At 63.8% G+C, this 19398-nt stretch carries 19 protein-coding genes; 10 read left to right on the top strand and 9 right to left on the bottom strand.

Features of this window, described 5'->3' with window-relative positions; genetic code table 11:
• Nucleotides 1-15: 15 nt before the first annotated feature.
• The 3 genes from PFLCHA0_RS07850 (at nt 16) to PFLCHA0_RS07860 (ending at nt 2616) form a co-directional block, all read left to right on the top strand.
• Entirely contained in the window at nt 16-630 is a 615-nt protein-coding gene (locus PFLCHA0_RS07850) for an RNA polymerase sigma factor (protein WP_011059871.1), read from the top strand.
• Nucleotides 624-857, top strand: coding sequence for an anti-sigma factor family protein (locus tag PFLCHA0_RS07855; RefSeq protein ID WP_011059872.1), 234 nt, complete (start codon nt 624-626; stop codon nt 855-857). The genes PFLCHA0_RS07850 and PFLCHA0_RS07855 overlap by 7 nt, the downstream gene beginning before the upstream one ends.
• Before the next feature lie 424 nt (nt 858-1281).
• A complete protein-coding gene (locus tag PFLCHA0_RS07860; protein WP_011059873.1) occupies nt 1282-2616 on the top strand; it encodes an OprO/OprP family phosphate-selective porin in 1335 nt (444 codons plus the stop codon).
• Nucleotides 2617-2720: 104 nt separating this feature from the next.
• Here the strand turns inward: PFLCHA0_RS07860 and PFLCHA0_RS07865 are convergent, their stop codons facing one another.
• Entirely contained in the window at nt 2721-3122 is a 402-nt protein-coding gene (locus PFLCHA0_RS07865; RefSeq protein WP_026019998.1) for a nuclear transport factor 2 family protein, read from the bottom strand.
• Nucleotides 3103-4470 carry an MFS transporter gene (locus PFLCHA0_RS07870; protein ID WP_011059875.1) on the bottom strand — a complete coding sequence of 456 codons (1368 nt, stop codon included), beginning with the start codon at nt 4468-4470 and terminating at the stop codon, nt 3103-3105. The genes PFLCHA0_RS07865 and PFLCHA0_RS07870 overlap by 20 nt, the downstream gene beginning before the upstream one ends.
• Nucleotides 4471-4554: 84 nt before the next feature.
• On the opposite strand from PFLCHA0_RS07870, the gene PFLCHA0_RS07875 reads away from it, so the two are divergent.
• Both PFLCHA0_RS07875 and PFLCHA0_RS07880 read left to right on the top strand, forming a co-directional pair.
• Entirely contained in the window at nt 4555-5460 is a 906-nt protein-coding gene (locus PFLCHA0_RS07875; protein WP_041752012.1) for a LysR family transcriptional regulator, read from the top strand.
• Between the two features lie 75 nt (nt 5461-5535).
• The gene (locus PFLCHA0_RS07880) at nt 5536-6660 is read left to right on the top strand and encodes a GNAT family N-acetyltransferase (RefSeq protein WP_015634573.1); all 1125 of its coding nucleotides are present in this window, start codon (nt 5536-5538) and stop codon (nt 6658-6660) included.
• Between the two features lie 16 nt (nt 6661-6676).
• On the opposite strand, the gene aqpZ is transcribed toward PFLCHA0_RS07880, so the two are convergent.
• The 5 genes from aqpZ to PFLCHA0_RS07905 all read right to left on the bottom strand — a co-directional run bounded on the left by aqpZ (nt 6677) and on the right by PFLCHA0_RS07905 (nt 11827).
• Nucleotides 6677-7375, bottom strand: a complete 699-nt coding sequence (gene aqpZ, locus PFLCHA0_RS07885) for an aquaporin Z (RefSeq protein WP_011059878.1) — start codon at nt 7373-7375, stop codon at nt 6677-6679.
• Between the two features lie 204 nt (nt 7376-7579).
• Nucleotides 7580-9412, bottom strand: coding sequence for an ABC transporter ATP-binding protein (locus PFLCHA0_RS07890; protein ID WP_015634574.1), 1833 nt, complete (start codon nt 9410-9412; stop codon nt 7580-7582).
• 90 nt (nt 9413-9502) lie between these two features.
• On the bottom strand, nt 9503-10066 hold the full coding sequence (locus PFLCHA0_RS07895) for a peptidylprolyl isomerase A (RefSeq protein WP_011059880.1): 564 nt from the start codon (nt 10064-10066) through the stop codon (nt 9503-9505).
• A gap of 3 nt (nt 10067-10069) precedes the next feature.
• Complete coding sequence (locus PFLCHA0_RS07900) at nt 10070-10873, bottom strand: alpha/beta fold hydrolase (protein ID WP_015634575.1); 804 nt, start codon at nt 10871-10873, stop codon at nt 10070-10072.
• A 30-nt stretch (nt 10874-10903) separates the two neighbouring features.
• On the bottom strand, nt 10904-11827 hold the full coding sequence (locus PFLCHA0_RS07905; RefSeq protein WP_015634576.1) for a LysR family transcriptional regulator: 924 nt from the start codon (nt 11825-11827) through the stop codon (nt 10904-10906).
• Nucleotides 11828-11876: 49 nt separating this feature from the next.
• On the opposite strand from PFLCHA0_RS07905, the gene PFLCHA0_RS07910 reads away from it, so the two are divergent.
• The 3 genes from PFLCHA0_RS07910 to PFLCHA0_RS07920 all read left to right on the top strand — a co-directional run bounded on the left by PFLCHA0_RS07910 (nt 11877) and on the right by PFLCHA0_RS07920 (nt 14072).
• On the top strand, nt 11877-12191 hold the full coding sequence (locus PFLCHA0_RS07910) for a hypothetical protein (RefSeq protein WP_011059883.1): 315 nt from the start codon (nt 11877-11879) through the stop codon (nt 12189-12191).
• A 158-nt stretch (nt 12192-12349) separates the two neighbouring features.
• Nucleotides 12350-12949: an FMN-dependent NADH-azoreductase gene (locus PFLCHA0_RS07915; RefSeq protein ID WP_011059884.1), complete on the top strand. Its 600-nt coding sequence runs from the start codon at nt 12350-12352 to the stop codon at nt 12947-12949.
• Between the two features lie 259 nt (nt 12950-13208).
• Nucleotides 13209-14072: a carboxylate/amino acid/amine transporter gene (locus tag PFLCHA0_RS07920; RefSeq protein WP_015634577.1), complete on the top strand. Its 864-nt coding sequence runs from the start codon at nt 13209-13211 to the stop codon at nt 14070-14072.
• 89 nt (nt 14073-14161) lie between these two features.
• Here the strand turns inward: PFLCHA0_RS07920 and PFLCHA0_RS07925 are convergent, their stop codons facing one another.
• Entirely contained in the window at nt 14162-15460 is a 1299-nt protein-coding gene (locus PFLCHA0_RS07925; RefSeq protein ID WP_015634578.1) for a mechanosensitive ion channel family protein, read from the bottom strand.
• 193 nt (nt 15461-15653) lie between these two features.
• On the opposite strand from PFLCHA0_RS07925, the gene PFLCHA0_RS07930 reads away from it, so the two are divergent.
• On the top strand, nt 15654-16994 hold the full coding sequence (locus PFLCHA0_RS07930) for a DEAD/DEAH box helicase (protein ID WP_011059887.1): 1341 nt from the start codon (nt 15654-15656) through the stop codon (nt 16992-16994).
• Nucleotides 16995-17055: 61 nt separating this feature from the next.
• Here PFLCHA0_RS07930 and PFLCHA0_RS07935 read toward each other — a convergent pair whose 3' ends face one another.
• On the bottom strand, nt 17056-17331 hold the full coding sequence (locus PFLCHA0_RS07935; protein WP_011059888.1) for a hypothetical protein: 276 nt from the start codon (nt 17329-17331) through the stop codon (nt 17056-17058).
• 312 nt (nt 17332-17643) lie between these two features.
• Here PFLCHA0_RS07935 and PFLCHA0_RS07940 point away from each other — a divergent pair, with 312 nt between their 5' ends.
• Nucleotides 17644-19386: a ShlB/FhaC/HecB family hemolysin secretion/activation protein gene (locus PFLCHA0_RS07940; protein ID WP_015634579.1), complete on the top strand. Its 1743-nt coding sequence runs from the start codon at nt 17644-17646 to the stop codon at nt 19384-19386.
• Nucleotides 19387-19398 lie beyond the last annotated feature (12 nt).

A 19398-nucleotide genomic window follows, 5' to 3' on the forward strand; every position in this document is an offset into this window, starting at 1 on the left:
TTGAACGAGGCACGAATGGCCGCTGCTGATGACACGCAACTGCTAGAGCGCCTGTTGGCGGGCGAACAAAAGGCTTACAAGGAACTGGTCGGCACCTACCAGAGCGCCATGCGCGCCGTGGCCTACGCCATTGTCGGCAACCGCCACGCCGACGAAGTGGTACAGGACGCCTGGCTGTCGGTGGTGCGCAACCTGGCGGGTTTCCAGGGGCGTTCCAGCCTCAAGACCTGGCTGCTGACCATCACCGCCAACGCGGCCAAGAGCCGCTACAAGCAGAACCGCCGGGAAGTGTTGCTCGACGATCTGCCGGCGCCCCATGGCACCGTGGGTGATGAGCGTTTCTCCTCCAGCGATGGTCACTGGCTGGTGGCGCCTTTCGCCTGGCACGAAGACACCCCGGAAGCCCTGCTGACCGAGTCCGAACTGCGTGACTGCCTGGAGCACACCCTGCTCAGCCTGTCGGAGTTGCAGAGCAGTGTCCTGCTGTTGCGCGAACGCCAGGGCCTGGAGCTGGAAGAGATCTGTAACCTTTTGGGGCTCACGCTCTCCAATGTCCGGGTACTGCTGCACCGGGCGCGTCTGAAGGTCTTCGCCACCGTGGAGCATTTTGAGGAAACCGGCCAATGCTGACCTGCAAGGAACAAGTGGCACGATCCAGCGATTATCTCGATGGCCAGTTGAGCTTTCGCGAGCGCTTGATGGTGCGCCATCATCTGTTGTTCTGCCCCAATTGCCGGCGTTTCATTCGCCAGATGCGCCTGCTCCAGGCCACCTTGCGGGTGCTTCCGGAGCCGCCCCTGGAAGGTCTCGACGAACTGGCCGAGCGTCTGGCCGCCGAGCGCCAGAACCACCGCTGATCCTGCCCCCCCATGGCTCGGTAGCCGCTGTCGAGCCCCGGCGAGGCTGCGAAAAGGCCCGCAGGGCCTTGCTTGACGGTCTCCCGTCGAACCTCCAGCGCCCTCAGGATCGCGGCGTCTCCTACGGAGCCGTTCGCCGCCTCGCCGGGGCTCGACGGCTACAGACACCACATGAAACTGTCATCCGATCAAAGGTGACAGTGTTCTTGTGTCCCCCTATTCCCCCGCAAAGCCCAGGGCAAAGGCTCTAGTACAGGCTTTTTGCCTTATTTCATTTCGAAGTAAAAAAGTTCCCCTGTAATCAAATCTTTATCTATCAGCAACCCGGCTGAAATAACCCCTCGCCAAGATTCCCACCCAACACCAGCGGGCCAACCCCGCGTGTTTTCCAACGCTACAGACCACCAATTAGGGGAACTCTTCGATGATCCGTAAGCACTTCGCCGGTTTTGCCGCCAGCGCCCTGGCCCTGGCAGTAACCGCCCAGGCTTTCGCTGGCACCGTCACCACCGACGGCGCCGATATCGTAGTCAAAACCAAGGGCGGCCTTGAGGTTGCTACCACCGACTCCGCGTTCAGCTTCAAGCTGGGCGGTCGTCTGCAAGCCGACTATGGCCGTTTCGACGGGTTCTACACCAAGAATGGTGACAGCGGCGACGGCGCGTACTTCCGCCGCGCCTATCTGGAATTGGGCGGCACCGCCTACAAGGATTGGAAATACCAGATCAACTACGACTTCTCCCACAACTCGGGCACCGCCGATGACGGTTACTTCGACGAGGCGTCCATCTCCTACGTCGGCTTCAAGCCGGTGACCCTGCGCGCCGGCCGCTTCGACGAAGACTTCGGCCTGGAGAAGGCCACCAGTTCCAAGTGGGTTACCGCCATGGAGCGTAACGCCGCCTACGAGCTGGCCGACTGGGTCAACTCCCACGAGAACGGCATGGGCCTGCAGGCCAGCTCGGTGGTCGCCGACATGGCCTACCTGTCCGGCAGCGTGGCGGCCAAGGACATCAACGACAAGGACGGCGACAGCGTCAAGCAGTTCAACGCCCGTGCCGTGTTCGCCCCGATGCACGAGACCGGCAACGTCCTGCACTTCGGTCTGGACTTTGCCAGCCGTGATGTGAGCGACACCGCTTTCGACTCGCGGATCCGCCCACGCCTGGGCGTGCGTGGTATCGCCACCAACGGCGGCAACGATGCCGGCACCAACGGCAACCGTGCCACCTTCGGCGGCGGCGCCGGCCTCAACGCGTCGAGCCAGACGGCCGTTGGCGCCTATGACAATGACCGGGTGTTCGGCGGTGAATTCGCCTTCGCCACCGGCCCGTTCTCGGCCCAGGCGGAATACCTGACCCGCAAGCTGCAGGCCGACAGCAACGCCTACAAGGACGTCAAGGCCACCGGTTTCTACGGCCAACTGGCCTATACCCTGACCGGCGAGGCCCGGGTGTACAAACTCGACGGCGCCAAGTTCGACACCATCAAGCCCGAGAACAAGCAGTACGGTGCCTGGGAAGTGTTCTACCGCTACGACAACATCAAGGTCGATGACAAGAACGTCGTAGCCGCCACCGCCACCCGTGACGTCGGCGATGCCAAGGCCACCATGAACACCATCGGGGTCAACTGGTACGCCAACGAGGCGATCAAGATTTCCGCCAACTACATCAAGGTCAACACCGACAAGATCACCAACAACGTTGGCGATGACAGCGGCGATGCCCTCGTAGCCCGTGTGCAGTACGTGTTCTAAGGCTGTTGCAACACCCAGGTAGAGCTCTTTCTCATCCGTTATAGCTCCTCTCGTTTTAACCCCGCCCCGGCGGGGTTTTTTTTTGCCCGCTGCACGGGCGCCTCTCAAGGGCAGGCGGTTTCGTGCAGGTACAGCCACTGCGCCGCATCGCCCTGCACGCGGATGATCGCCAGGGACAGGCGCGCGCTTTCGACCTGGCCCAGGCGGTGGGTTTCCTTGTAGTGGATCGCCGCGCTCTGGCCTTCCTGCCACACACAGCGCACCTGGCTGATGCTGATTTCCAGACCGGGGCGTTGGCCCAGGCCTTCGCGAAACAGCTGTTCCACCTGCTCGCGGCCGACCATGGCGCCGCCGGTGGTGACCATCTGGAAGTCTTCGGCGAACAGCCCCAGCAAGGGATCGATGCAGGCCTCGGCATCCCCGCGCTGGTTGGTGAAGACGCTGTGAATCAGTTGGTGAATCCAGTGCACGCTGTATTGCGCCTGTCTAGCGATCGAGTTGGGCATGGGAGGCCTCGGGTGGTGGGAGTCGGTTCAGGGTCAACAGGGGTAGCAGGCCGGCTGCGGCGGCCAGCAAAAGGCTCAGGTGGTAGGCGCCGGTGACGCCCCGATAACCCAGCAGCAGGTTGTAGAGCATCAGCAGCAAGGCCGCGCCGAGGCTGAAGGCCATCTGCCGGTTGATGTTCCAGATCACGCTGGCCTTGTGCGTATCGGCGCCGTCGAAGTCCAGCAGGGCGGTGGTCTGCGCGGTATTGGCACCGGCGCCTCCGCCCAGGCCCATCAGCAGGTAGGCCAGGCTGATCAGGGGCAGATCGGCCAGCGAGTCGACCCCGTACAGGCTGGCGATGCCGGCGCTGTGCAGCACCAGGGCGATGGCGAACAGCCGTGCGGCGCCCAGGCGATTGTACAAACGTCCGCAGGCGAGCATCGCCAGCAGTGCGCCGGCGGCATACAGCAGCATGAACATGCCGCTGTGCTGGGCGCTCAGGTGCAGGCTCTCCTGAAGGAAGAACAGGCTCAGCAGATTGACCCCGGTGAAGAGCCCGGGGATCGCGTGATAGATAGCCACCGACAGGCCCAGGCGCGGATTTTTCAGCAGCCGCAGTTCGACGATGGGCCGGGCGCAGGCCCGACAGTGACGCCGGTAGCACTCGGCCAATAGCAGGCCGGCAACCAGGCCCGGTGCGGCCTGATGGGCCGGGTAGCCGCTGCCGTACAGCGACATGCCGAGCAACAGGCAGCCCAGGCTCGCAGTCACCAGCAGCAGGCCGCGCAGGTCCGGGCGCGGCGGTGGCGCCGAGCGCTCGGCGTTGATCCAGCACCAGGACAGCAACGCCGCCAGCAGCGACAGCGGCAGGCTGGCGAAGAACACCCAGCGCCAGGAACTGTGGTCGACAATGGCCCCACCCACCGTGGGCGACAGCGCTGGCGCCAGTAGCGCCACGGCCATCACCAGGGTGGAGATCCGCGCCCGTTGCGTGCCCTGGAACAGGTTGAAGGTCAGTGCCTGCCCCAGGGGAATCAGCAGGCCGCCGGCCATGCCCTGGACCAGCCGCCAGAACACCAGTGGCATGAAGCTGTCGGCCAGCCCGCACATCAGCCCGGCAACGCTGAACAGCAGCATCGAGGCGCAGAGCACCTGGCGGTTGCCGAAACGCGCCGCGAGCCAGGTGCTGATGGCGATCACCAGGGTCAGGCCGAGGATGTAGGCATTGGCGACCCAGGCCACGGCGGCGCTGGACACTTGCAGTTGGGCGGCGATAGTGGGCAGGGCCACCGCCGACATGAAAATGTTGACGCAGTCGATGAAGAATCCGAGAAGGAATACCACCGCCACTTTGTATCTGTAAGTCATGCCGTCTCCCTTTTGGCGCGCAGCTTAGGGAGCTTGGGGGCAGGGTGTCGAGGTGCCTATACTTGACGCATTGTTTAATAGGATTTGACAGTGAGCGAAAATTTTCACGGCCAGCTGCACCGGGTACAGACCTTTCTTGCGGTGGTGGACTTCAGTTCATACACCCGCGCCGCGCAGTACCTGGGCATCAGCAAGGCCATGGCCAGCCTGCACATAAAGGCCCTGGAGCAAGCGCTGGCGAGCACCTTGTTGATCCGCACCACGCGGCAGGTGACACTGACCGAGACCGGCCAGGCCCTCTACGACGAGTTCAAGGGGATTGTCGCCAATATCGACACCGCCTTCGACAATGTGCTGCACGGGCGCGACCGGGTCAGTGGCAAGTTGCGCATCAGCTCCACGGCGGAGTATGCCGAGACGTTCGTGTTGCCGATCCTGCCGTTGTTCACCGCGCGTTATCCCGAGGTGCGCCTGAGTTATCACTTCAACTCGTCGTTGAATGATCTGGTGGCGGAAAAGCTCGACCTAGTGATCCGCCTCGGGCACCTGGCGGACTCGGGGTTCAAGGGGCGCCAGCTGGCGGACTACGCCATTGTCCTGGTGGCCAGCCCGGCGCTGCTCAAGGACCGGCAGGTGACGCAGCCTGAAGAGCTCGATGCCTGGCCCTGGATTGGCAACAGCAACCTGGGCGGGCCGCCGGGCTGGACCTTCAGCCATCCGCGCCGTGGCGAGGTGGAGGTCAAGGTCAGCCCCGGGCACGAGTCCAACTCGGCGACGGCGATTCGCGCCATGGCCCTGGCCGGCCTGGGGCTGGCGGTGCTGCCGGAGTGGATGGTCCTCGATGACCTGGGCAACGGGCGGCTGGTGCGGGTATTGCCCGAGTACCGGCTGGCCACGCAGCCGGTGCATGTGCTGTTTCCCAACAGTGCGCACCTGCCGCGCAAGTCCCGGGTGTTCATCGACTTTCTGGCGGAGCACCTGGGGCGCTAGCGCTGCGGCGGTTTCGGTGAACCCGGGGATGGAGGATACTCCCCGGGTTGTTCGATCTGAATTCCGGGGACCCCGATGCCGCTGCAATCCTTGAACAGCCTGTCCGCCGTCGATCCTGTGCAATGGGATGGCCTGCTCAAGGACGGGCAACCCTTTGTGCGTCACGCCTTTCTCAGTGCCCTGGAAGACAGCGGCAGCCTTGGCCCGCGCTCTGGCTGGCAGGCCGAGCACCTGCTGCATGTCGAAGACGGTCGGCTGCTGGCGGCGCTGCCCAGCTATCGCAAATGGCATTCCTACGGCGAATACGTGTTCGATCATGGCTGGGCGGATGCCTGCGACCGGGCCGGAATCGACTACTACCCCAAGCTGCTGACGGCGGTGCCGTTCAGCCCGGTGAGCGGCGCCCGGGTGCTGGCAGCGACCCAGGCAGATGCGCTCGAACTGCTGAAAAGCCTGCCCGGCTACCTGGAGATCGAAGGGCTTTCCAGTGCCCATATCAACTTCACCGACGATTTCAGCGACGCGGCCCTGGAGCAGCAACCGGGCTGGCTGCAGCGCCTGGGCTGCCAGTTTCACTGGCAGAACCGTGGCTACCGGGACTTTCAGGATTTCCTCGATGCCCTGAGCTCGCGCAAGCGCAAGCAGATGCGCAAGGAGCGCGAGCAGGTGGCGGGGCAGGGCATTGATTTCCAGTGGCTCGAAGGCCATGAACTGGACCAGGCGCAGTGGGATTTCGTCTATGCCTGCTACGCCAACACCTACGCGGTGCGGCGCCAGTCACCCTACCTGACCCGAGCATTTTTCAGCCTGCTGGCCGAGCGTATGCCCGAAGCGATCCGCGTGGTCCTGGCCAAGCAGGGCGGGCGCCCGGTGGCCATGGCCTTCAGCCTGGTGGGCGGCGACAGTTTCTATGGGCGCTACTGGGGTTGCCTGGCGGAGTTCGACCGCCTGCATTTCGAGACCTGTTTCTACCAGGGCATGGAGTACGCCATCGCCCAGGGGCTGCAGCGCTTCGACGCCGGCGCCCAGGGCGAGCACAAGCTGATTCGCGGCTTCGAACCGGTGCTCACCCGCTCCTGGCACTACCTGCGCCATCCTGGGCTGAAGGCTGCGGTGAAGGATTTCCTGCAACAGGAACAGGCCGGAATCCGCGCCTATGCGCAAGAGGCGAGGGACGCCTTGCCCTATCGGCAGGCGTGACCCTCGCCGGCGTTGCTCAGCCGTCTTCCTTGCCCAGCCAGCGATAGACCACGCCGCCGATCACTGCGCCAAGGATCGGCGCCAGCCAGAACATCCACAGCTGCTGCAACGCCCAGCCGCCGACGATCAGCGCCGGTCCGGTGCTGCGGGCCGGGTTGACCGAGGTGTTGGTGACCGGGATCGAGATCAGGTGGATCAGGGTCAGGGCCAGGCCGATGGCGATGGGCGCCAGCCCCGCCGGGGCGCGTTTGTCGGTGGCACCGAGGATGATCACCACGAACATCAAGGTCATCACCAACTCACAGACAAAACCCGCGGCCATGGAATAGCCGCCGGGGGAGTGTGCGCCATAGCCGTTGGACGCCAGCCCCGAGGCCAGTTCGAACCCCGGCTTGCCGCTGGCGATGAAGTACAGCAGCGCCGCGGCGATGACCCCGCCGATCACCTGCGCGACGATATAGGCCGGCAGTTCCCTGGCCGGAAAGCGTCCACCCACCACCAGCCCGACGGACACCGCGGGGTTCAAGTGGCAACCGGAGATATGGCCGATGGCGAAGGCCATGGTCAGCACCGTCAGGCCGAAGGCCAGGGCGACCCCGAGCAGGCCGATACCGACGTTGGGAAAGGCCGCCGCCAGCACGGCGCTGCCGCAACCGCCCAGGACCAGCCAGAACGTACCGAGCAATTCGGTGACAGAACGTTTGAACAAAGACATGAGAGAGTCCTTGATAGGTCAACCTATCAACGCGATACAGCTGTTATGCATCCCGCAGGTTAACTACAGGTTCCGCTCCGGAACCTAGGCTGAGTACAGCAGGCTTTCGGCGCAATTCCACTCGCCCATGAAAAACGCCAGGGCCCCCTGAAACCGGGGGCTCTGGCGCATTGTGCGGCGACTTTCTGTAGCGGCTACAGAGGCTCAGTCGATGCCGACGAAGCCTCCGGTCTGGTGCTGCCACAGGCGCGCATACAGGCCGCCGTGGGCCAGCAGTTCGGCGTGGGTACCGGTCTCGGCGATGCGCCCCTGTTCCAGGACCACCAGGCGGTCCATGCGGGCGATGGTCGAGAGGCGGTGGGCGATGGCGATCACGGTCTTGCCTTGCATCAGGGTCTCCAGGCTTTCCTGGATCGCCGCTTCCACTTCCGAGTCCAGGGCCGAGGTGGCTTCGTCCATGATCAGGATCGGCGCATCCTTGAGCAGCACCCGGGCAATGGCGATGCGCTGGCGCTGGCCGCCGGACAACTTGACCCCGCGCTCGCCGACATGGGCGTCGAAGCCGGTGCGGCCCTGGGCGTCGGACAACAACGGGATGAACTCGTCGGCACGAGCCTTGCGCACTGCTTCCCAGAGTTCCTCGTCGGTGGCGTCGGGGCGGCCGTAGAGCAGGTTGTCGCGGATCGAGCGGTGCAGCAGCGAGGTGTCCTGGGTGATCATGCCGATGCGTTCGCGCAGGCTTTCCTGGGTTACCCCGGCGATGTCCTGGCCGTCGATGAGGATCTTGCCGCCCTGCAGGTCGTAGAGGCGCAGCAGCAGGTTGACCAGGGTTGATTTGCCGGCCCCGGACGGGCCGATCAGGCCGATCTTCTCCCCCGGGCGGATCTCCAGGTTGAGGTCGCTGATGACCCGGTTGGCCTTGCCGTAGTGGAACTCCACATGTTCGAAACGCACGCCGCCCTGGGCCACCGCCAGCTTCGGTGCCTGCTCGCGGTCGGTGAGTTGCAGGGGCTGGGCGATGGTCTTCAGGCCGTCCTCGACCATGCCGATGTTTTCGAAGATGCCGTTGATCACCCACATGATCCAGCCGGACATGTTGACGATGCGGATCACCAGCCCGGTGGCCAGGGCAATGGCCCCGGCGCTGATCAGCGACTGGCTCCACAACCACAGGGCCAGGCCGGTGGTGCCGGCGATCAGCAGGCCGTTGAGGCTGGTGATGGTCACGTCCATGGCGGTGACCACGCGCCCGGCCAGCTGGCTCTTTTCGGTCTGCTCGGCGATCGCCTCGCGGGCGTAGCTCTGCTCGAAGTGGGTGTGGGCGAAGAGCTTGAGGGTGGTGATGTTGGTGTAGCCGTCGACGATTCGCCCCATCAGCTTGGAGCGGGCGTCGGAGGCGTCCACCGAGCGCTTCTGGATGCGTGGCACGAAGTAGCGCATGGCACCGATGAAGCCGGCGATCCACAGCAGCAGCGGGATCATCAGGCGCCAGTCGGCGTCGGCGAACAGCACCAGGGAACCGATGGCGTAGATGGTCACGTGCCACAGGGCATCGATCACCTGCACCGAGGAGTCCTGCAGCGAATAGCCGGTCTGCATGATGCGCTGGGCGATGCGCCCGGCGAAGTCGTTCTGGAAGAAGTTCAGGCTCTGGCGCAGCACGTAGCTGTGGTTCTGCCAGCGGATCAGGCTGGTCATGCCAGGGTTGATGGTCTGGTGCATCAGGAGGTCGTGCAGGCCCACCATCAGGGGCCGGAACAGCAGCGCCACCACCGCCATCCAGGCCAGTTCCAGGCCGTGGTCGGTGAACACCTGGACGCTGGGGGTGCCCTGGGCCAGGTCGATGATGGTGCTCAGGTAGCTGAACAGCGACACCTCGATCAGGGCCACGAACAGGCCCACCACCAGCAGGGCGACGAAGCTCGGCCAGACTTGCTTGATGTAGTGGAAGTAGAAGGGCAGGACCCGGTTGGGCGGGGTGGCGCTGGGAGCGTCGCGGAAGATGTCGATCAGTTGTTCAAAACGACGAAAGAGCATGGGGTCTGAAGCCCGGGGTACGGGCTCTCCTGTGCAGAAAACGGACGGGGCGCCGGGTAGGGCGCCGCCGTCGGGACAGGCTGCGAAGTATCAGTCGATACGCTTGGCCGACTTGATCAGTACCGGGTCGATCGGCACGTTCTGCATGCCCTGCTTGGTGGTGGTCTGGGAGTTGACGATCTGGTCCACCACGTCCATGCCGCTCACCACCTTGGCGAATACGGCGTAGCCGGCATCGCGGCCCGGGTCGAGGAAGGCGTTGTCGGCGACGTTGATGAAGAACTGGCTGGTGGCCGAGTTGGGGTTCGAGGTACGGGCCATGGACAGGGTGCCACGCACGTTATGCAGGCCGTTGGAGGCTTCGTTCTTGATCGGGTCGCGGGTGTCTTTCTGCACCATCTGCGCGGTGAAGCCACCGCCCTGGACCATGAACCCCGGGATCACCCGGTGGAAGATGGTGTTGGTGTAGAAGCCGCTGTCGACGTAGTCGAGGAAGTTCTTGCTGGAGATCGGTGCCTTGACCGGGTCCAGTTCCACTTCGATCTTGCCGAAGCTGGTGTCCAGCAGGACGTGGGGCGCCTTGGCCGGTTGCGCGGCCATCAGGTTGGCCGCGAAGAGTACGGAGCCGGCGACGAGGGCGATTTTTTTCAGCATGGGTCAATGATCCTGGGTGGTGGTGTCGACTGTGGTCATGAAGTCCAGCAGGGTTTGGTTGAAGCGCTGCGGCTGGTCCAGCGGCGTGGCGTGTCGGGAGTCCTCGATCACCACCAGCCGCGCGTCCGGCAGCAGTTTGACATAAGCCTCCTTGAGCGCCACCGGGGTGTAGTCGCGGTCGGCGCTGACGACCAGGGTTGGACAGGTGATTCGTGACAGACGTTCCTGAACCCCCCAACCGACGATGGCGTCGAAGCTGGCGAGATAAGCACGTTTGTCGTTTTTTGCCCAGCGCTCGGCCATCTTCTGTCGCAGCTCGCCCTGCTCCGGCTTGGGAAACAGCCGCGGGCCCAGGGCCTTGCCGATGGCGCTCGGGCTCAGCACCCGGGCCAGGCTCCAGCGCTTGAACCACTGCCAGTAGTCGTTGGCGCTGCGCAGCTTGACCTCGGGGCCGCTGTTGACGATGCACAGGCTCTTGAGCAACTGCGGCTGGTCCACCCCCAGCTGGAAGCCGATCATGCCGCCCATGGACAGCCCGACGTAGTGGGCCGGGCCCAGGTTCAGGTGCTCGATCAGCGCCACGATGTCGGCGGTGAAGCCCGGGATGCTGTAACGCTCCCGGGGTTTGTCGGAACGTCCGTGACCGCGAATGTCCGGGATGATCAGCCGGTAGCGGGCCGAGAGTTCGGGGATCTGTTTTTCCCAGTCCAGGGCGCTGGAGCCCAGGCCGTGAACCAGTAGCAGGGGGTCGCCCCGGCCGTATTCCTCGTAGTGCAGGGTGCAACCTTCATGCTCGAAATACGCCATGGCAGAACTCCTGTTCTGATGAGTGGGACGTCAGGCTTGCTCGGGTGCGGCAAAGGGCGCATCCAGGGGCGCGGTGTCGAAGGTGCGCAGCAGTTCCACGAGGATCTGCGTCGCCGGGCCCAGGGGTTTGTCCTTGTTGGAATAGAGGAAGAAGGTCGGATGGCGGCTGCCGCCCTGGTCCAGGGGCAGGACCTTGAGCAGGCCTTCGCGCAGCTCGCGCTCGATCAGGTGCCGGGGCAGCCAGGCAAAGCCCAGGCCGCTGCCGACGAAGGTCGCGGCAGTGGCCAGGCTGCCCACGGTCCAGCGTTGTTCGGCGCCGAGCCAGCCGACATCTCGCGGTTGCTGGCGGCCGGAGTCGCGGATCACCACTTGCAACTGGCTTTCCAGGTCCTGGAAATGCAGTTCCCGCTGCAGGCGGTGCAGGGCGTGTTCCGGGTGGGCCACGGCGACGAACTCCACCGAGCTCATCTCGGTGCCCAGGTAGCCGGGAATGTTGAAACCGCTGATGGCCAGGTCGGCCACGCCTTCGAGCAGCACTTCCTCGACCCCGGACAGCACTTCCTCGCGCAGGCGCACGCGGCAGCCACGGCTTTGCGGCATGAAGGCGGTCAGGGCACGTACCAGGCGCGCGTTGGGGTAGGCGGCGTCCACCACCAGCCGCACTTCGGCTTCCCAGCCCTGTTCCATATGGTGGGCCAGGTCTTCCAGCTGGCTGGCCTGCTTGACCAGTTGCCGGGAGCGGCGCAGCAACACGCCGCCGGCTTCGGTGAGCACTGCCTTGCGGCCGTCGATGCGCAGCAGCGGCACGCCGAGCTGGTCCTGCATGCGGGCCACGGTGTAGCTGACCGAGGACTGGGACCGGTGCAGCGCTTCGGCGGCCTGGGCGAAACCGCCGTGGTCGACCACCGCCTGCAGGGTGCGCCATTGATCCAGGGTCACGCGGGGCGCTTTCATGAGGGGCTCCTCTTGTCCTAAGCTGGCGCTCCTTACTGGAGACTGCCGAATGAGAAAATTCTGTTGTGTGTTGCTGGCTCTGTTGCCCTTGAGCGCCTGGGCCTATCCCATCGAAGTCGAGAAGCAGCTCAACGGCCAGAGCATCGATTACACGGCCTATGACACCGATGAAGACATCGGCTCCATCCAGTTGAACAACTACGGCAAGAGCGATGCGCTGTGCTCGGTGGTGTTTCGCAATGGCCCCGAAGCGCCGCGCACCCGCAAGGTGGAAGTCGCCGCAGGGCAGAGCAAGAACGTTACCGCCAAGTTCAATCGCAAGATCATCAAGCTGCGCCTGGACCTGACCTGCCAGGCCAAATGATCGAAGTGGGCCCGGCCCGGCCGGTTGCTGCAGGGCTGGCTCCGCTTATAAACGAATTTATTGATTGGTTATAGCAGTTATTTGCGCTTTTTCATCGATATCGCTCTGTTTAATCTGCGCTCCATCGACTTACGCATACCCCGATGGAGATTTGTGCCATGTCCCGCGTCCTGATCATTGAAAGCAGTGCCCGCCAGCAGGATTCCGTATCCCGCCAGTTGACCCAGACCTTTATCCAGCAATGGCAAGCCGCCCACCCGGGTGATTCGATCACGGTACGCGACCTGGCCCGCAACCCGGTGCCGCATCTGGATGCCAACCTGCTGGGGGGCTGGATGAAACCCGCCGAGCAGCGCAGCGCCGCCGAGCAGGACTCCCTGCAACGCTCCAATGAATTGACCGAGGAATTGCTGGCCGCCGACGTCCTGGTCATGGCCGCGCCGATGTACAACTTCGCCATTCCCAGCACCCTCAAGGCCTGGCTCGACCACGTACTGCGCGCCGGGGTGACCTTCAAGTACACCGACACCGGGCCCCAGGGCCTGCTCACCGGCAAGCGTGCCTACGTGCTCACTGCCCGCGGCGGTATCTACGCCGGCAGCACCGCGGACCACCAGGAACCCTACCTGCGCCAGGTGATGGGCTTTATCGGCATCCACGATGTGGAGTTCATCCACGCCGAAGGCCTGAACCTGGGGGGCGATTTCCACGAGAAGGGCCTGAACCAGGCCAATGCCAAGCTGGCCCAGGTGGCCTGAGCCGCGATTCTTGAGCCCAGGCGCCGCTCAGCGAAGGGCAGGGCGGCGCCGTTAATCCGCAGATAATCTACCGGTGTTCAAGTAGCGCCTGCGCATCCCCCTTCAAGCCGGTTCGCGCATCGAACCTCCCTTTGTACTGGTTGCTCCTTCAGTACCGACGCCCGATTGCACGCCTAGCGAGATCGGGCTTTTTTTTGCCCGGGATTTCATCTGAGGGGGCAAAACCGCTATCGTCGCCGCCATTCAAGACGAGGCGAACATGGGCTATCTACTTTTTGTCACGCTGATCCAGGCGTTTTCCTTCAGCCTGATCGGCGAATACCTGGCCGGGCATGTCGACAGTTACTTCGCGGTGCTGGTGCGGGTGCTGCTGGCGGGGCTGGTGTTCATTCCACTGACCCGCTGGCGCCGGGTGGCCCCGGCCTTCATGCGCGGCATGCTGCTGATCGGTGCGCTGCAGTTCGGCATCACCTACGTGTGCCTGTACCTGAGCTTTCGCGTGCTGACGGTGCCGGAAGTACTGCTGTTCACCATCCTCACGCCGTTGCATGTGACCCTGATCGAAGACGCCCTGAACCGGCGCTTCAACCCCTGGGGCCTGCTGGCGGCGCTGGTGGCGGTGGCAGGCGCGGTGGTGATCCGCTACGACAGCGTCAACCCGGACTTCTTCATGGGCTTCTTGCTGCTGCAACTGGCCAACTTCACCTATGCCGCCGGGCAAGTGCTGTACAAGCATCTGGTGGCGCGCTACCCCAGCGACGAGCCGCACTACCGGCGCTTCGGCTACTTCTACCTGGGGGCGCTGCTGGTGGTGTTGCCGGCGTTCCTGCTGTTCGGCAAGGCCCACTACCTGCCCGACGCGCCGCTGCAATGGGCGGTGCTGCTGTTCCTCGGCCTGGTGTCCACGGCCCTGGGCATGTACTGGTGGAACAAGGGCGCGTGCCTGGTGACCGGCGCCACCCTGGCGGTGATGAACAACCTGCATGTGCCGGTGGGGCTGTTGATCAACCTGCTGATCTGGAACCAGCACGAAGACCTGGGGCGGCTGTTGCTGGGCGGGTTGGTGATTCTGGGGGCGGTGTGGATCAGCCGCCGGGGCGCGGCGCCGCGCCTGGCGCCCTAACCTGTAGGATCCGGCTTGCCGGCGAAAGGGCCCGCAAGCGTTGCGTCTGGCCGGCCAACGCCTTCGCTGGCAAGCCAGCTCCTACCGGGTTACAGAGCCTGCTTCTCTACTGTCGGCACATGGCTGGCACCCAGCACCGCGGGCTGCAGGCCGGCCCGCAGGTCGGTGCCGCTGGGCTGCTGGTACAGGTTCAGGCCGAATTCCGGCATCACCGCCAGCAGGTAATCGAAGATATCCCCCTGGATGCGCTCGTAATCCACCCACGCGGTGGTGCGGGTGAAGCAGTAGATCTCCAGGGGAATGCCCTGGGCCGTGGTCTGCATCTGGCGCACCATGCAGGTCATGTTCGGCTGGATTTCCGGGTGGCTCTTCAGGTACGCCAGGGCATAGGCGCGAAAGGTGCCGATATTGGTCATGCGCCGGCGGTTGGCCGACAGCGCGGCGACGTTGCCCTGGGCTTCGTTCCAGCTTTTGAGCTCGGACTGCTTGCGCCCGATGTAGTCGGTGAGCAGGCGCACCTTGCTCAGGCGCACTTCTTCATCGTCATGCAGGAAGCGCACGCCGCTGGCGTCGATGTACAGGCTGCGCTTGATCCGCCGGCCGCCGGACTGCTGCATGCCGCGCCAGTTCTTGAACGATTCGCTCATCAACCGCCAGGTGGGGATCGAGACAATGGTCTTGTCGAAGTTCTGCACCTTGACCGTGTGCAGGGTGATGTCCACCACGTCGCCGTCAGCGCCGACCTGGGGCATTTCGATCCAGTCGCCGACCCGCAGCATGTCGTTGCTGGTCAACTGTACGCTGGCCACGAAGGACAGCAGGGTGTCCTTGTAGACCAACAGGATCACCGCCGACATGGCGCCCAGGCCCGACAGCAGCAACAGCGGCGAGCGGTCGATCAGGGTGGCGACGATGATGATCGCGCCAAACACGTACAACACCATTTTCGCCAACTGCACATAGCCCTTGATCGAGCGGGTGCGGGCGTGTTCGGTGCGCGCGTAGATGTCCAGCAGGGCATTGAGCAGGGCGCTCAGGGCCAGGAGCTGGAACAGGATGGTGAAGGCCATGGCCAGGTTGCCGAGGAACAGCAGGCTGGTCTTGCTCAGCTCCGGTACCAGGTGCAGGCCGAACTGGATCACCAGGGATGGAGTCATCTGTGCCAGGCGGTGGAATACCTTGTTGTGGCGCAGGTCGTTGAGCCAGTGCAGGGCCGGCTGGCGGCCCAGCAGCTTGACCGCGTGCAGCACCAGGTAGCGTGCCACTCGTCCGACCAGCAGGGCGACCACCAGTAACAGGGCCAGGCCGATGCCGGCGTGCAGGAGAGGGTGTTGGTCGAGTGCTCCCCAGAGATCCTGGGTATTGAGCCAGAGCTGTTTGAAATCCATGGGCTAAAACGATTCTTCTATAAGGCACAGGAGGGGGATTAGAGCATTTAACCCTGGGAAAGTTACGGTTAAGGACAAATCGGTTAACAAAAAACCAACTCTTTGCCACCGTTTGCACAAAGAAACTCGGCCTTCGCGCTCGAAACCGGTACCCTATGCAGCTGTTTTTTTGCATATCTTCGAGGTAGCACCCGTGTTTTCCCAATTCGCCCTGCACGAACGCCTGCTCAAAGCCGTGGCCGAGCTTAAATTTGTCGAGCCGACGCCGGTGCAAGCAGCGGCTATTCCGCTGGCGCTGCAAGGGCGTGACCTGCGGGTGACGGCACAGACCGGTAGCGGCAAGACCGCGGCTTTTGTCCTGCCGATCCTCAATCGCCTGATCGGCCCGGCGAAGATCCGCGTCAGCATCAAGACCCTGATCCTGCTGCCGACTCGGGAACTGGCCCAGCAGACCCTCAAGGAAGTCGAGCGTTTCTCCCAGTTCACCTTCATCAAGTCGGGCCTGATCACCGGTGGTGAAGACTTCAAGGTCCAGGCTGCCATGCTGCGCAAGGTGCCGGACATCCTCATCGGCACTCCGGGGCGCATGCTGGAGCAACTCAACGCCGGCAACCTGGATTTGAAGGAAGTCGAAGTGCTGGTGCTCGACGAAGCCGACCGCATGCTCGACATGGGCTTTGCCGAAGACGTGCAGCGTCTGGTGGACGAATGCCCGAACCGCCAGCAGACCATGCTGTTCTCCGCCACGACCGGCGGTTCCGGCCTGCGGGAAATGGTCGCCAAGGTCCTCAACAACCCTGAGCACCTGCAACTCAACAGCGTCAGCCAGCTGAACGAAACCACCCGTCAGCAGATCATCACCGCCGACCACAACCAGCACAAAGAACAGATCGTCAACTGGCTGCTGGCCAACGAGACCTACCAGAAGGCCATCGTCTTCACCAACACCCGGGCCATGGCCGACCGCATCTACGGCCGCCTGGTGGCCCAGGACTACAAGGCTTTCGTCCTGCACGGTGAAAAGGACCAGAAGGACCGCAAGCTGGCCATCGACCGCCTGAAGCAGGGCGGGGTGAAGATCCTCGTGGCCACTGACGTCGCTGCCCGCGGCCTGGACGTTGACGGCCTGGACCTGGTGATCAACTTCGACATGCCGCGCAGCGGCGACGAATACGTGCACCGCATCGGCCGCACCGGCCGTGCCGGCAACGATGGCCTGGCCATCTCGCTGATCTGCCACGGCGACTGGAACCTGATGTCGAGCATCGAGCGCTACCTCAAGCAGAGCTTCGAGCGCCGCACCATCAAGGAAGTCAAAGGCACCTACAGCGGGCCGAAGAAGGTCAAGGCCTCCGGCAAGGCGGTGGGCGTGAAGAAGAAAAAGACCGACGCCAAGGGCGACAAGAAAAAGGCCGTGGCCAAGGCCCCGACCAAGCGCAAGACCGCCAATCGGCCCAAGAGCGACAGCCTGGTCAGCCAGGATGGCCTGGCGCCGCTCAAGCGCCGCAAGCCACAGGCCCCCGCCGCTGAATAAGCCTGGCGCCTGATGCAGATGAAAAGCCCGGACCTGGTCCGGGCTTTTTGCTTTGCGGGTGTCAGCTCTCGGCCTTTTTCTCGGCAGTGGCCAGTTCCTTGAGCCGCTGGTCGATCAACTGGCAATTGTCCGGCAGGTCCTTGCTGGAGGTGCTCAGGTCCATCTTCTGCAGTTCGGCGTTGATCTCCTTGGCCTTGGCCGGGTTCTGCTCGGTGATCTTGCTGACTTCCTGGGCCAGCTGTTCGCGCTTGGCGGTGGCTTCGTCCGGGGTGCAGGCCCAGGTGGGCAGAGCGAACAGCAGGCTGCTGGCGAGGGTAAGAATGCTCAGGTTCTTCATGGCGTAGGCCTCGTGATTCGGAACGGGCAGTCATCCGGTTGAGGCAGCGGAGGCAGGGAAAGTTCAGTTGGATTGAGCCGGTGGCCGCGGCTTTGATTGCCGTGCCTGATCAGGAATTCTTACTCGGCAATTCAGATGGATCTGATTTGCCGGCGCCGCCGATAGCTCTAGCATCCGGCCTTGTAGCAGGGCGCGTGCCCCGCAAAACCAGCCATCCATCGACGATGCTCGCGCTTAATTGACGTCAGAATGGTGGCACATTAACATCGCGCGCCCTTTCTCTACCCTTGCTGCCGTTTCGAAGGACCGAATATGTCTCTCTCCACCCTCGGGATGAGGTTGTGCTGTGCCTTGTCCTGCTTGCTGCTGGTCACTGCGCCGCCCAGCGCCACTGCCGCGCCGTTGCCGGGCCCGGCTTTCAACCCCGGCGACCAGGACCTGATCCGCGACCGCCAGAACCGCCTGCTGGAAGAACAGCAGCGGCGCCTCGAAGAACTCAAGGACCTGCCCGGCAAGAGCGCCGCGCCTGTAGCGCCCACGGCGCCGGCCGACAGCCGCTGCTTCCCGATCAAGGACATCCAGCTCAAGGGCGCCGACTCGCTGTCGGCTGCCGAGCGCGAGCGCCTGCTCCAGCCCTACATCGGCCAGTGCCTGGGGGTAGCGCAGCTCAATGAACTGCTCAAGGTCATCACCGACCGCTATATCGAAAAAGGCCTGGTCACCAGCCGTGCCTACCTGCCGCAGCAAGACCTCTCCAGCGGCCACCTGCAAGTGCTGGTGGTGGAAGGCAAGCTCGAAGGGCTCAAGGCCGCCGAAGACAGCAAGCTCAGTGCCCGTGAGCTGAACATGGCCTTCCCCGGCAGTAGCGGTGAGCTGCTCAACCTGCGGCAGATCGAACAGATGGTGGACCAGCTCAACCGCCTGCCGTCGAACCAGGCGCAGATGGAACTGGCCCCGGGCCAGGCCGTGGGCGGCAGCGAGGTCTTGGTCAAGAACAACGCGAAAAAGCCCTGGCGCGTTGGCCTATCACGCAGCAACGAGGGCCAGAAGAGCACCGGCGAGCAGCAGTGGGGCAGCTCCTTCGAATGGGACAGCCCCCTGGGGCTGGCCGACCAACTGGTGCTGCGCGGCGGCCACGACGCCATCAGCGACCACCAGAAAACCTCGCGCAACGCCATGCTCTATTACAACCTGCCGTTTGGCTGGTGGAACCTTAGCTACAGCTACAGCCAGAGCGAATACCGTTCCCTGGCCCAGGGCCAGGGCTTCAACTTCAAGCAGACCGGCGACAGCCAGAACCACCAGTTGCGCCTGGAGCGGGTGATCCATCGCGACGCCCTGAGCAAGACCTCGCTGAACAGCGGCCTGAGCTACCTGCGTACCAACAACTACATCGAAGACAGCAAGCTGAGTAACAGCAGCAACCGCCTCAGCGAAGCCCAGTTCGGCATCAACCACGGCCGGCGTATCGGCAGTGCCTTCCTCAACCTCGACCTGGGGCTGCAGGACGGTATTGGCGCCTTCGATGCCCAGCGCGAAAACCAGCGCGACAAATACGGCAATCGCCAGGCCAACGCCCGCTACCGCAAGTACACCGCCACCGCCAGCTACCTGCAGCCGTTCAAGCTGGGGGAAGAGTCCCTGGTGTTCAGCAGCCTGGTCACCGGCCAGCGCAGCGAGGACCTGCTGTTCAGCTCGCAACGCATGAGCCTGGGCAGCCAGTCCTCGATCCGCGGCTACAAGGACCAGAGCCTCAATGGCGACAGCGGCTACTACTGGCGCAACGACCTGCGCTGGACTCGTCCGGTGGGCTGGGACTGGCTGCGCCCGGTGTTCGCCGAATACGGCGCGGGGCTGGGCTATGACTTCGGCGCGATCCGCAACGACCGCTACAACGCCGAGCAGCATGGCCGGGTCTCCAGCGACTCCATCGAATTCTTCGCCCGGGGCAAGCACCTTGCCGCCAGCGTGACCTTTGCCCATTCCCTCGAACGGCCCGAAGCCCTGAGTGAACTGGAAGCCCCGATCTATTTCCGCCTGGACCTGTTCCTTTAACTCCGCTCTTTG

Source organism: Pseudomonas protegens CHA0, assembly GCF_000397205.1.
Lineage (GTDB): Bacteria > Pseudomonadota > Gammaproteobacteria > Pseudomonadales > Pseudomonadaceae > Aquipseudomonas > Aquipseudomonas protegens.